This is a genomic window from Candidatus Coatesbacteria bacterium (genome assembly GCA_014728225.1).
Taxonomy (GTDB): Bacteria; RBG-13-66-14; RBG-13-66-14; order RBG-13-66-14; family RBG-13-66-14; genus WJLX01.
Map to the genome: position 1 here is coordinate 1 of WJLX01000017.1, position 13,368 is coordinate 13,368.

The window sequence follows — 13,368 nt, forward strand, 5'->3', positions numbered from 1 at the left end:
CTTTTTTTCATACGGCCTTTGGATATTTGTTGGAAGAAAAACACCCAGATCAGTGGAGGAAAGGTGAGAAGGACGACAAAGATATTATTTGTATAGATGATGACAGATTGTCATTCGAAATTAAGACTTCAAGTAGCATAAACAGAATCTATGCAAATAGAAGCTATGGGCAACAGGAAGTTAAAGGAAGAAAAAGTAAGGATGGATATTATTTAGCTGTTAATTTTACTAAAGTACAGGATTTAACAGAGGAAACATATAGTAGTGGGGTTAGATTAGTTCGTTTTGGTTGGTTAGAACATACCGATTGGAAACCACAAAGGAGCAGTACTGGGCAACAGTCTCATCTTGAACCAGAAACGTATGATTTAAAATTTGTTACACTTTACCAAGAGTAAGCTGTTGTGTAGAACGTATTATTCTATTTTTTGCTATATGGAGGTATTCTTCATTACAGTCTATTCCAATAAAATTGCGGTTCAATCTAGAACAAACAACCGCTGTTGTACCTGAGCCAACGAATGGGTCTAGTATAATATCATTTATATTTGAGCTAACTTTAACGATTCTTTCTATTAATTTTTCGGGGAATTGAGCCGGGTGTTTAGTTCTTTCTATTGAACTGCGGTTTTTTCCCGAGGTTACCTTCGGGATATACCATACATCTGTAGGGTTTTTTCCCTTTGGGTTGCACTTAAGCTTCCCGTTTTTTTTCTGGTTAGGATATTTTACATTCTTATCTCTAACTTCATCAAGATTAAATGTATAATTGTTTTTATCTTTAACATAGAATAATAGCTTTTCATTCCTTGGCGAGAAAAACAATCTACCAGCTACACCCGCTCCATAGTTCCACACAACTTCCTGTATCAAGTAAAAGGATATTTTATTCCATATTAAATAAGGTATGGGCAAGGCTTTTGCTTTATTTTTAAGTGGTAAATAACCCAAGTTTAACCAAAATGATGCAGACGGTTTTGATATGTTATAAACTAAACTTGTCCAGCTAGATATCCATTCAATGTAGTCGGTTACAGGCAAAATATCCTCATATTCTTTTCCTATATTGTATGGTGGAGAAGTAACTGTTAAATCAACACTTTCGCTTTTTATGCATTTAAGCAAATGCATGCTGTCGCCCTTTAGTAGCATGCAATTGTCAGCATGATAATATATGTGTTTCCTTAGTTCTGTTTCAAGGAGATCTATATTCATGTATTTATGGTATCACTTATGATGCAATTTGTCAAGTGCTACTTGAGTTCCTTAAACAAACCCCCGTCAATATCCTACCGTATAAGTCGGGAATGCGGCGTTCGCCGCTCCCGGCTTTTCGCTTATCATAACAGCCGACGCCGGGGTTAGTTTCTGACGGGAGCACAATCGAGGGTGGCTTTCGATGGCCCCATTAGACAAAACCGGCGCGGGAGGGAACTAACGCAAGGCCCCGGCACGCGTTCTTGCCCGCAGACCTCCCGCCGAAGGGAGGTCTGCGGAACGCAAGAACCGTGACGGGGCCGGGCGGGAGCAGTGGGGGTTCGTCGCAAGACGAAACCCCCGGACCGGGGGAGGGCCATTGGAATTGCGCCAAAACTGAAATACGAAAACGCGGGCCGTCACGCTGACACATACAAACCTCACGTCCGCTGATGCCCCAGCGGGACCGTCGGGATTGCCGCCACCGCAGCCCCGTGTTAAAATGGCCTTTTCCCAACGCCATCCCCATCAACGCGGGAGACGCACATGTTCCGCTTTCGCGAGACGGTCAAACAGATTAACCCCTACAAGCCCGGTAAGCCCATCAGCGAGTTGAAACGCGAGCTGGGCATCAAGGGCGAGGTCGTCAAGCTGGCCTCGAACGAGAACCCCCTGGGACCGTCGCCGCGGGCGATGCGCGCCGTCCGCCTCCACGTCGGCGAGATCAACCTCTACCCGGACAACGCCTGCTACAAGCTGACCCAGGCCCTGGCCGAGCATCACGGCGTCGAGCCGGAGATGCTGGTGCTGGACCGCGGCTCGACCGGGGTCATCGAGCTGGTGGCCAAGCTCCTCGTCAACCCCGGCGACGAGATGATCTACTCGGCCAAGAGCTTCCTGATGTACCCGATCATGGCCTACACCTACGCCGCCGAAGCCCGGGTCATCCCCCTGCGCGATGATTATTTCATCGACCTCGCGGGGATGCTGGACGCAATCACCGACAAGACCAAACTCATCTACCTGCCCAACCCCAACAACCCGACGGGGGCCTGCCACGGGCGCGAGGCCCTGTTCGACTTCATCGACAAGGTGCCCGACCACGTCGTACTGGCCCTGGACGAGGCCTACATCACCTACGCCGCCGATCTGCGCGATGACTTCGCCTCGGGGCTGGAAAAGCTCAAGGCCGGCAAACGCAACGTGCTGATCCTGCGGACCTTCTCCAAGGACTACGCCCTGGCCGGTCTGCGGGTGGGCTACGGTGTCGGCGATCCCGAACTGATCGGCGGGCTGCACCGGGTGCGCAACCCCTTCAACGTGGTCTCCGTGGCCCAGGAGGCCGCCCTGGCCGCCCTGCACGACACCGACCACATCGCCCGCAGCGTCGAGGTCAACCGTCGGGGCATGGAGCAGCTCAACAAGGGGCTCGAGAACCTGGGCTTCAACCCGATCCCCTCGGCGACCAACTTCATCCTCTTCCCCGCCGGCTCCACCGAACGCGCCGCCGCCCTGGCCGACGGCCTGCTGCGTCGCGGTGTGATCGTCCGACCGATGACCGCCTTCGGCCTCGCCGATCACATCCGGGTCACCGTGGGGCTGGAGTGGCAGAACGACGTCTTCCTCGAACACCTGGGCGAGCTGGTGGCCGCGGAGGGTTAGCTCCGCCGCGCCAGACGTCTTCGACGGGGACGGGACCGACCGGCAGCGTACGCGGCCCCGTCCCCCGTTACCTTTTTTCCCTGGGGAGCAACGATGAACAGCCCGGACATCCCCCGCGAGAAATGCGGCGTCTTCGGCATCTACGGACACCCGGAAAGCGCCGTCTTCACCTATCTGGGGCTCTACGCCTTGCAGCACCGCGGCCAGGAGTCGGCGGGGATCTGCTCCCGCCTCGACGACGGCTCGATGCGCTTCCACCGCGATATGGGCCGGGTGGCCGAGATCTTCCCCGAGCGCGAGCTGCGCCGCCTCAAGGGCGACGCCGCCATCGGCCACGTGCGCTACTCGACCACCGGGGCCAGCCGACTGCTCAACGCCCAGCCGATCTACGTCGAGTTCGACAAGGGCCGGTTGGCCGTAGCCCACAACGGCAACCTGGTCAACGCTTTACAGATCCGACACCGCCTCGAACGCCAGGGCTCGATCTTCACCACCACCACGGACAGCGAGGTGATGGTCCACCTGATGGCCCACAGCCCCCATGAGGCGCCGGCGGATTTCATCGCCGACGCCCTGCGCGAGGTCCGCGGCTCCTACTCGATGGTCGCCCTGACGCCGAACTGCATGGTCGCCGTGCGCGACCCCCGCGGCATCCGGCCGATGTGCCTGGGCAGCCGGACCTGGACCGACGACGACGGCAGGGAACACAAGGCCTGGATCGTGGCCAGCGAATCCTGCGCCTTCGGCGTCATCGACGCCGAGTACGAACGCCCCGTCAACCCCGGCGAACTGGTGCTGATCACCGACGAGGGCCTGGAGAGCTATTACCCCTTCCCGCCCCATCGCGAGGCCTTCTGCGTCTTCGAGTACGTCTACTTCGCCCACCCGGAATCCCGGATCCGCGGCCGTGTCGTCTACGACGTGCGCAAGGAGCTCGGTCGACGCATGGCCCGCCAACTGCGGGAGAAGGGTATCGGCGGCGACGTGGTCATCAGCGTCCCCGACTCCAGCAACCCCGCCGCCCTCGGCCTGGCCCAGGAGGCCGGCATTCCCTACGAGCTGGGGCTGATCCGCAGCCACTACGTCGGCCGGACCTTCATCGAACCCAAGCAGCAGATCCGCGATTTCGGCGCCAAGCTCAAATACAACGCCGTCTCTTCGGTCCTCGAGGGACGCGAGGTCATCTGCGTCGACGATTCGATCGTCCGCGGCACCACGGCGCGCAAAATCGTCAAGATGCTCAAGCGCGCCGGCGCCGCCAAGGTCCACCTGGCAATCAGTTGTCCGCCCTGGCGCTACCCCTGCTACTACGGCATCGACGTCTCCAACTACGCCGAGCTGATCGCCAACGAGGTGCAGAGCGACATGGAGAGCATCCGCAACTACATCGGCAGCGATACGCTGACCTACCTCAGCCTGGATAACCTGCTGGCGGCCACGGACCTGCCCCGGGAAAGCTTCTGCCACGCCTGCTTCGACGGCTCCTACCGCGTGCCCCCCGTCGACTTCCTCGAATCAGCCCGCAAGCAGCTCGACTTTATCGGTATCATCAAACCCGGCGACCTGCCCAGCCCGACCCAGGACCTCGACGAGGACGAGGGGGACGAACCCGAGTGGGGGATGTGAACCGGTGAGCGCTTTCAAGCTACTGCGGCCTCTACTGCGGCGCCGGATCGATCCCGGCCGCCAACGAGCGTGGCGACGAGGCGCAACTGCGGCGCCGTTGCGCCGCCGGCGACGCCGGCGGGCTGCGCAAACACCGTAAACGCTGGAGCTGCCCGGAGTGCGACCGGCGCTTCACCTGGTACGAGACCAACTGCGAGGCCTGCGGCGCTTCCCTTGGCGACTGTCGCCCTCCCCGTGACTAGACCACCGCGGCGACCGGAAAAAACGGCCGCCGGGGCGCGACTCACCATCCGCAACCACCTCCCGGCCCCGAAACCGGCACGGTTTTTGCATCTCGGCGCCCGTTAGTCCGTTGATAACGGTCCGCCTCCGCAAAAACCGTGCCGGTTTCGGGGCCGGGTCGTCCTGTGACTGCGCGATCGTCGGGCGGCCGTTTTTTTCCGGTCGCCGCCGAGTCGAAGCGCAGCGCCGGGAAATCCCGCTGCGGGGTGATATACTTCCCTTGCGAACCCTTACGAGTGCTGGTCGTGATCCAGCGAGCCGGAGGTCATCCGTGCGTAACCTGCAGGTTGTGCTAGTTTTATTGACGGCGCTGACGGTGGCGGCCGATCCGGGCGTCCGCCGCCCGCCGGAGCTTTGGCGTCTGGACCTCGACGGCGACGGCGCCGACGAGGAGGTCTATTACCGGGCCTGGGTCGAGGACCGCCACGGCTACGACGAGACCTTCCTTGAGCTGACGCTGGAGCGGAAAATCATCGCCGAGTTCAGCCTGGGGCCCCAGGGCTATCTGACCTCGATCGTCCCGGAACCCCTGCCCTGGGGCGGGGAGGGGCTGCAGATCATCTACGGTCGGAGCTTCGGCCTGTCGGCGGGTTACGAGGACTGGACCACGTTGTGGGCCTGGTCGGCGGCGGAGGAGCGGCTGACGGTGCGGCTGAACCTCCTGACAGCCTATCACAGTCGCGATTACGGCCTGAACGCCACGCTGCGTCCCGGCGAAACGGCGGGCGAGCCGGACTACTACCTCAGCGGGATCGCCGTCCACGAGGGCTGTGAGAATGCCTGGGACGGGTTCCTCAGTCCGGCGGGCTACTTCGAGTTTTTCCTGCCGGGGCGGGTCGAGCTGGAGCTCGCCGACGACGGTAACTACGATACGGCCGGTTACCGGGGCGTCGACGGCGTCCTCCGGGACTGGCCGGTCGCGGAGCGCGCCGGCGCCCAGTGGATCGATGATCTGGAGGAGCTGCGTCCCTGGCCCCGGGAACCGCTGGTCGATTTGTGGCCCGAGACGGCCAATTCCGTTCCGGAGCAAATCCTCGCCTCGGCTGTCGATATTGACGGCGGCCTGAGCGGTCTATGGCTCGAGCCAGAGGCCGCCGGCATCAACACCCTGGGTGGTTACGCGAGGCCGCGGATCGGACTGGCCTACGATGAGACGGCGCTCTACCTCTGGGGTCCCCTCGGTGGCACACCGGCGTCTACCCTGCTGCTGAGTCTCGGCACGACGGCGGACTCCGCCGAGTTTCAACTGAGCTGGGCCGGGGGCCTCGGTGAGCTGGAGCTGCCCACGGAGGTGCGGGTAGCTGAACTCGGCGCCGGACGCTTCATCATCGGGCTGCCCTGGGACGTCTTCGATCTCGACGGCCCCGGCCCCCTGCATTTGCTTCACGGTCCCCACGACAGCTCGGAGCCCACGGCCCGCCTGTTGGTCCCCAGCCGGTTAATCGACTACTGAGGCGCCAGTAGTACAATAACCAGCGAGAACCGGGACCGCCGTGGCGGTCCCGGTTTGGTATTTACTCCAGCCCAGACTCAGTCCAGGGTTTTGATCTGCCCCCAGCTCGTGGGAACGATGTTGACGTCCAGCTCGCTGACGACGACGTCGTCGATCAGGGGCACGATACCGTTGCCCGAGCCGTCGGTGACCAGGTGGAAGCGCAGATCGACCAGATCACCGGTGTAGTCGTCGAGGGTGACGATCCGCTCCTCGTAGTCCGCGGTGGAGGCCAGGGTGTCGACGACCTCCCAGCCGTCGCCCTCATCGGCCTCGAGGGTCAGGATGTCGCCGCCGTCGGCGGGATCCCAGTTGAGGTAACAGGCCAGCTCGGCGGTAGTGCAGTCGGCGAGATCGACGTTCATCACGGCCATGTAGCTGTCCAGGTTGTTGTCGTAAAACACCGGTCCGCCGGCGGCGTGATAGATGCCGTCATAGGGGTAGAGGTCGCTGCACATCCACTGTTCCGCGACACCCTCGTCTTCGGTATCCCAGGTGTCGTTGTTCCCGCCGGTAACGATGTCGTCCATCGTGTTGCAGGAGTTGGCGTAGATCGGCGAGTCCCCGTCGAAGATCATCAGGTTGTTGAAGTGCCCGCCGTCGTACTCCACCACCGAGCTCGAGTGGACGAAGAAGCGCAGGTAGACGGAGCTGCCGGCGTAGGCTGACAGATCGACGTTGACCTCGGTCCATTCGGTTTCCTCATCGGTGGCGATGGTGTCCCAGACGACGTCCCAGTCGCTGCCGTTGGTCGAAACCTGGACCTGCATGTAGTCCCAATCGAGGAAGTACTTGCCGTACCACCAGAAGGTCAGGGTCGGGCTGGTGGTTCCGGACAGATCGATCGGGTTGTTGCTGTTGAAGGCGGCCCAGGAATCGGTGTCGGGCAGGTAGTCGGCGCCCGGGCTGTCGGACAGGCTGTAATCCGTGGCTTCGCTGACTTCCCACACTGAGAGGTCACCGGTTTCGAAGTCGTCCTCGAAGGCGATCTCGACGGAGTTGCCGCCGTCGCGGGGGGCCAGGGCGGTGGAGCCGTTCTCGAGGCCGAGACGCTCCGCGGGAGCCGCCAGGACCATGGCGGCGGTTAACACTAGGCACAGGATGATCTTACGCATGCTTGTCCCTTCTCGTTGAAATGTTGATGATACTTGTGATCGGTCACGCATGTGACGCATCTGCAAGATATATTCTCAGTTCGGTTTTGTCAAGGTGAAATATTGCATTACATTATGCTAATATCGTAAATTTTCATAGACTATATTCGGATAACAGCAATTCATCGGCCTCTCCTCAGCTAGGCCGCGGGATGAAGAACAGCGCGACGCCGGTCGGCGATTCCCGGCGCCTTAACTTTACAGAAGGCGGGGCGCGGCCGGTTTTGAGTTCCACAACGGCTAAGACCCGCTCCTGCGCTGTGTCTCAAACCCGGGTTATGAAAAAGGGATCACACACGATCATGGACCAATCAGGCTGCTTTTAGGTAGTCTATCATCCCGGGCTCGTTTCTGTGGTTGAAGCTGAACGACCCTTCCCTGATAAAGAGCCTGAAGGTGCGCTTTAAGACGCCGTGGTCGGATATTAGGCGGTGTTTGGCGTAGCCCCGGAAGCTCTCGAGGCCGTTGATATGTGTCCGTCCATCAGCGAAATCCTGTTGGTGGCTGATGCGCTTGTGATGTAATCCATTGAGTGACGGCTAGTTACAGACCTTCGAACCGTCGGAGTAGACGCTCGAGCCCAGCTCGACGTTCTCCAGCTCGGCCTCGCGATCGGCGGCGATGCGCTCGCCAATGATACGATAATACTTGGCGAGCTTACTGGGATGGACGCCGACCTTGTTGGCCGCTCGGGCCGCGGTTTACGGTAGGCCAGAACAGCTCGGCGATCAATTCGCGCTGTTCTACGGCGCTCGCACATCCGCCGCCCGTCACCTAACCTCTACTGATAGCGAAAGTTACACTTCGCACACTTGACGTGCCTGTCAGGATTACTCTTTAAGCCGGCGGCCACAGCGCCGCCTTTACTTGTGGCAGGATAGTATCCTGGTAACTCTCGTGACTACAAGACAATAACAATTTATGATGATCCATAGCGTTAAGGTATCCCATGAAAAACAACCGGAACCACCGCGGCGGTCCCGATCTGCGCTTGCTGCTCGTGCCTCAGCCCAGCTCCAGCGTCGGCAACAGCACGGCAACGGCGGTGACGGTCACGAGGGCGGCGGCGGCCAGCCAGCCCCACCGCAGACGCCGGGGCAGCTCGACGGTCGGACGCTCGTCCGCCCGCGGTTCCCGCCAGTGGACGGCCTGGAAGAAGGCCCACAGCAGACCGCTGCAACCCAGTAGATAATGGAAACCGACCATGATCACACCAGCGGCGATACCCAGGGGATGGAAGACGGCCAGGATGGTGAACAGCACGCCGATGACGAGGTAGGGCGTCAGCAGCAAGGGCAGGGCGACGCGCAGCCGCTGCGTCTTGTCGCCGACCGCGGGGGTCAGCCCCTGGACCCGACCGGCCAGCCAGAAGAAGGTCCAGATCCAGCCCCCGGCGCCCAGCAGGATGAACAGCCCCCGCCAAAGCCAGGAGCCGCCCAGGTACTCCAGCACCACGGCCATGTCGCCGGCATTGCCGCCCCCTTGAGCGAAGAAAGCGCCGTCCTTGAGGAAATAACCAAAACCGGAGAGGAGGGAGAAGGCGGCGAAATAGAGCAGGAAGAGGTACAGGCCGGAATACCGTTTAGTCCGGTCCCGCGTGGTCAACAACACCGCCGCCAGACCCGTCAGCACGTTGAGCACCGGTGGACCACCGGCGATCAACGCCCGCTGCGCCGGACTCACCTCACCCTCCCAGCCCGCGGCGAAGAGGTTGAAACGGGTGAAGCGCGCCCCGCAGGCCTCGGCCAGCAGACCGTGGCAGGCCTCATGGAAGACCTGGACGAGCACCGCCGCCAGCAGCGCCGTCGCCAGGGCGTTCCAGCCCAAACGCCGGCTGTCGCCCCTGTCCAGCAGTCTCGGTTCCGCCTCGACCATCCAGCTTCCTCCGCTCAACTAACCCTCGAGCAGCTCCCCGACCAACTCGTTGACCAGGCGCGGGTCGGCCTTGCCCCGGCTGATCTTCATCACCTGACCGACGAAGAATTTGCTCAACGCCGTCTTGCCGTTGCGATAGGCCTCAACCTTTTGGGGATGCTCGGCGAGCACCCCGGCGACCAGCTCGCGCACGGCGCCCTCGTCGCTGATCTGCCCCAGGCCGCGCTCCTCGACTATTGTTTTTGGCGCGCCCTCGCCGTTGTAAGCAGCGATGAGCACCTTCTTCGCCGTCTTGGTGTTAATCGTCCCCGCCTCCAGCAGGCCGACGAGTTCGCCTAACTGATCCGGCGGCAGCGGACAGTCGCCGAAGCCGCGCTTGTCTTCCTTGAGCAGGGCGGCCAGGTCGCCGTTGACCCAGTTGGCCGCCGGCTTGGCCGGCGCCCCGACGGCGACGACGGCCTCGTAGTAGGCCAGCCGCTCGCGGTCGTCCACCAGCACCCAGGCGTCGTAACCGGAGAGCCCGGCGGCGTGCAACCGTTCCCGGGCCTGCTGGGGCAGCTCCGGCATCCCCGCCTCGATCTCCGCCACCCATTCCCGTGGAACCGCCAGCGGCGGGATGTCGGGCTCGGGGAAGTAGCGGTAATCCATCGAGCCCTCCTTGACCCGCCCGGCCAAAGTCACCCCCCGCGCCGCGTCCCAGTGGCGCGTCTCCTGAACCACCCGGCCGCCGCCGTCCAGCAGCTCGGCCTGGCGCACGATCTCGTACTCCAACGCCTGACGCACACCCTTGAAGCTGTTGAGATTTTTGACCTCCACCTTCGTCCCCAACTCACCATCGCCCCTGGGGGCCACGGAAACGTTGGTGTCCACCCGCAGCGAACCCTCCTCCATGTTGCAGTCCGAGGCGTCGATCCACAACAGGATGTCGCGGAAGGCCAACAGGTAGTAATAGGCCACGACGGGATCGTGGATGCAGGGCTCGGTAACCACCTCGAGCAACGGCACCCCGGCGCGGTTGAAATCGATCAGCGAGTCTTCGCCGTCGTGGACGCTCTTGGCCGTGTCCTCCTCCAGGTGGACGCGCTCGATCTCCACCCGCCCGGCCGCCTCCTCGGCGTAGCGCTCGGCCGGGAAGCGCAGCTCGCCGCCCCGGCCCAGCGGCGTCATGTGCTGGGTTATCTGGTAGCCCTTGGGCAGATCCGGGTAGAAATAGTTCTTGCGGTCGAAATGCACCACCTCGGCGATCTCGCAACCCAGGGCCAAGGCGATGCGCAGGGCCTTTTCGAAGACCCCGCGGTTGGGCACCGGCAACGCCCCCGGCTGGCCCGTACAGACCGGGCAGACGCGGGTGTTGGGCGTGGCGCCGTAGACGTTGGCGCAGCCGCAGTAGGCCTTGCTTCGGGTGTTGGCCTCCAGCTGGACCTCGAGGCCGATCGTCGCCTCGTAGCGTTCCAGCACCGCGGCCAGACGTGCGTTGGTCTCTTGTTCGCTCATGATTGATCGCTGGTTGGTGGGCGTTGGTTCACCGGATGGAATGCCGAATACGGCCCGACGCGACCCGGGAAAAACAGCCCCTGTCGGCGGGCGGCTTGGCTGAAACCCGGGGGCCGGAACCGGCATGCTTTTTGCGGAGGCGGACCGTTGTCGCCCTCCGCAACGGTCGCCGAGATGCAAAAAGCATGCCGGTTCCGGCGGCGTCGAGGGCGAAGGTGGGCGCCGTTGTTGGTCGGCTGTTTTTCCCGGGTCGCGGGTGGTCAGCGGATGAGCGTCAGCTTGCCCAGGGCGTGGCCGTCGGGTCCTTCGACGCGGTAGAGGTAGACCCCGGCGGCCAACGACTGCCCGGCGTCGCCTCCGCCGTCCCAGACGTGACGCCAGACGCTGCCGTCGCCGTCATCGTAGGGGCCGTCGTCGGCGGAGCCCGTGTGGACGAGGGTTCCGTCGAGGGTGTAGACGCGGACCTCGCCGCCCGGCGGCAGGCCGGTGAAGGTGACGGCCTCGTGCCCGGCGGGGCGGAAGGGGTTGGGGTAGGCGTAGGGCTCCCGGGGGCCGAGCTCGATCCCGCCGGTGAAGTCGGCCTCGGCGGCGGCGAAGGCCGCGGCCAACCGGGCGGCCAGCAGGATCAGCCGGGGATTCAGCGTGTCGCGGGTGTCCTCGACGGTACCGTGGTTGAAGTTGCGCTCGTCGGAGTCGACGTAGTATTCGCTACAGTAGACGGCGGGGACGCCGATCTGCCAGAAGGCGCCGACGTCGTAGGCCGGCAGGGCGTTGTAGAGCAGCTGGATCTCCAGGCCGTCGACGTACCAGGCGGCGTAGTCGGCCAGGGCGTCCATCAGTTCCTGCTCCGGAGCGTTGCCGAGGAGGTAGAGGTCCAGGGCGGCGTCGGAGGTGTAACCGACGGCCTCGAGGTCCAGAACGGCCTCGGGGCGGTAATCGGGGTGGGTGTCGGTGAAGCGGGTGCCGCCGGAGAGGGAGAAGCCGCCGGGCAAGTAGCGCGTCGAGGTGAAGAGGAAGCCGCAGCCCCTGGCGGGTTCGAGTCCGGCCAGGGCCTGCGCGACGGCCAGCAAGGCCGCCGTGCCCGAGCCGTTGGCGTCGGCGCCGGGGGCCTCGAACCAGGGGTCCTCGGAGTAGCAGTCGTAGGGGGCGATCAGCAGGGGGCCTTCTGTGCCCGCGGAGCCCTCCCGGTGGGCGAAGATGTTGAGCGCCGGCGGCAGGCCGAGGTCGGCGAGTCGGCTCGTCCAGTTCGCCCCGCCGTCCGTGGTCATCTCGAGGGCGCCGTCGCCGCAGGCGATCCAGTGCTCGTCATCGATGACGGTCAGGCTGATCCGGCTGGCGCTGTCCGGGTCCTCGGCGGGTTCGCGCAGGTAGCTCCAGTTAGCGCCGCCGTCGGTGGTCTCCAGGACCACGCCGCCGTAGCCGACGGCCACGGCGTGCTCCGCCGACAGGGCCTCGATGTCGCCCAGGTACTCGTAGGCTCCCGCCTCCGGGTCGCGGTCGAAACGATGGACCTCGGTCCAGCTCGCGCCGCCGTCGTCGGTGGCCAGGATCAGCTCCAGGTCGTTGCCGCAGGCGTAGCCGTGGAGCTCGTCGGCGAAGCTGACGTTGACCACGATCGGTCCGCTGAAGGACCAGGGTGTCCAGCTCGCTCCACCGTCCGTGGTGCGCGAGATGTAACCCAGGCGGCTCTGGCCCTGGTCCCGGTAGCCGCAGGCCCAGCCGTGCTGGGTGTCGAGGAACTCCAGCCCCAGCACGCCGTAAGGCTGGGGGCCGAAGCCGAGGTCGGCGCTCTGCCAGGTCGCGCCGTTGTCGGGCGAGCTGTAGTAGACGCCGCCGCCGGCGCCCCAGAGGGTCAGATGGACATCATCGGCGGCGGGGCGCTGGATGCCGGTGACCGAATAGTTGCCCTCGAGGGGCAACTCGACGTCGTACCAGCTCGCGCCGCCGTCATCGGACTGCAGATAGCCGGTCTGGGCACCGCCCGCCGAGAGCCGCCGCGGCTCGCCGACGGCCACGGCGGTCTCGTTGAGGGTCAACGGTCGGGAGCCGTCGTCGCGCCGGATCCAGTCGGTGCCGCCGTTAGTCGAGGTGTAGAGCAGCCCGGCGCTGCCGACCAGACAGCAGACGCCGTCGCCCGCGGCGACGCTCTGCAGCCCCAGGGCCGTGTAGAAGGCGTCGACCTCGACGTCGTAGCCCAGCCCCCCGAGGCGTTGGGCCAATTCGCTGCCGGTGGCGTAGGCCTCGTCGGTCAGGGCGAAGCGGGTAGCTGGAGCGCAGATGAAATCCAGACCGGCGTCGATGTCCGCGGCGGTGACCGTATCCACCAGGGCGCCGACGACGGCGGAGAAGGGGTCGGGCTCGTAGTCGACGGTTCCCGCCACGGCGGGGGCCGGCAATCGGCCGTCGACGATCGGCGTCTGCGCCAGGGCCGGGATCGCCAACAGCAGCGTGAGTAGGCGGGTTCTGCGCATGGAATGGCTCGCTCCGGAGTAGCTCGACCGCGGTAGCCGCGAACAGCGGCTGGAGCGCCGCCGCTTGCCCGGGCGGCCGGAACCGGCACGGTTTTTGCGGAGGCGGACCGTTACC

At 63.1% G+C, this 13,368-nt stretch carries 9 protein-coding genes; 4 read left to right on the forward strand and 5 right to left on the reverse strand.

The genetic code is table 11. The features are described from left to right. On the forward strand, positions 1–398 hold a 398-nt coding region (locus GF399_01570), incomplete at its 5' end, for a ScaI family restriction endonuclease (protein MBD3399004.1). Here GF399_01570 and GF399_01575 read toward each other — a convergent pair. Beyond that, positions 379–1,215, reverse strand: a complete 837-nt coding sequence (locus tag GF399_01575) for a site-specific DNA-methyltransferase (protein ID MBD3399005.1) — start codon at positions 1,213–1,215, stop codon at positions 379–381. The genes GF399_01570 and GF399_01575 overlap by 20 nt on opposite strands. A 528-nt stretch (positions 1,216–1,743) precedes the next feature. On the opposite strand from GF399_01575, the gene GF399_01580 reads away from it, so the two are divergent. The 3 genes from GF399_01580 (at position 1,744) to GF399_01590 (ending at position 6,220) form a co-directional block, all read left to right on the forward strand. Then, on the forward strand, positions 1,744–2,859 hold the full coding sequence (locus tag GF399_01580; GenBank protein MBD3399006.1) for a histidinol-phosphate transaminase: 1,116 nt from the start codon (positions 1,744–1,746) through the stop codon (positions 2,857–2,859). Between the two features lie 93 nt (positions 2,860–2,952). Further along, positions 2,953–4,485 (forward strand): amidophosphoribosyltransferase, encoded by a 1,533-nt coding sequence (locus GF399_01585; GenBank protein ID MBD3399007.1) that lies wholly within the window; start codon positions 2,953–2,955, stop codon positions 4,483–4,485. A 553-nt stretch (positions 4,486–5,038) separates the two neighbouring features. After that, complete coding sequence (locus tag GF399_01590) at positions 5,039–6,220, forward strand: hypothetical protein (GenBank protein ID MBD3399008.1); 1,182 nt, start codon at positions 5,039–5,041, stop codon at positions 6,218–6,220. 77 nt (positions 6,221–6,297) lie between these two features. Here GF399_01590 and GF399_01595 read toward each other — a convergent pair whose 3' ends face one another. The 4 genes from GF399_01595 to GF399_01610 all read right to left on the reverse strand — a co-directional run bounded on the left by GF399_01595 (position 6,298) and on the right by GF399_01610 (position 13,253). Continuing rightward, positions 6,298–7,374: a hypothetical protein gene (locus tag GF399_01595; protein MBD3399009.1), complete on the reverse strand. Its 1,077-nt coding sequence runs from the start codon at positions 7,372–7,374 to the stop codon at positions 6,298–6,300. 1,044 nt (positions 7,375–8,418) lie between these two features. Then, positions 8,419–9,288, reverse strand: a complete 870-nt coding sequence (locus GF399_01600; GenBank protein ID MBD3399010.1) for a hypothetical protein — start codon at positions 9,286–9,288, stop codon at positions 8,419–8,421. A gap of 18 nt (positions 9,289–9,306) precedes the next feature. Beyond that, on the reverse strand, positions 9,307–10,782 hold the full coding sequence (gene gatB / locus GF399_01605; protein ID MBD3399011.1) for an Asp-tRNA(Asn)/Glu-tRNA(Gln) amidotransferase subunit GatB: 1,476 nt from the start codon (positions 10,780–10,782) through the stop codon (positions 9,307–9,309). A 260-nt stretch (positions 10,783–11,042) separates the two neighbouring features. After that, positions 11,043–13,253, reverse strand: coding sequence for a M28 family peptidase (locus GF399_01610; protein MBD3399012.1), 2,211 nt, complete (start codon positions 13,251–13,253; stop codon positions 11,043–11,045). Between the last annotated feature and the right edge of the window lie 115 nt (positions 13,254–13,368).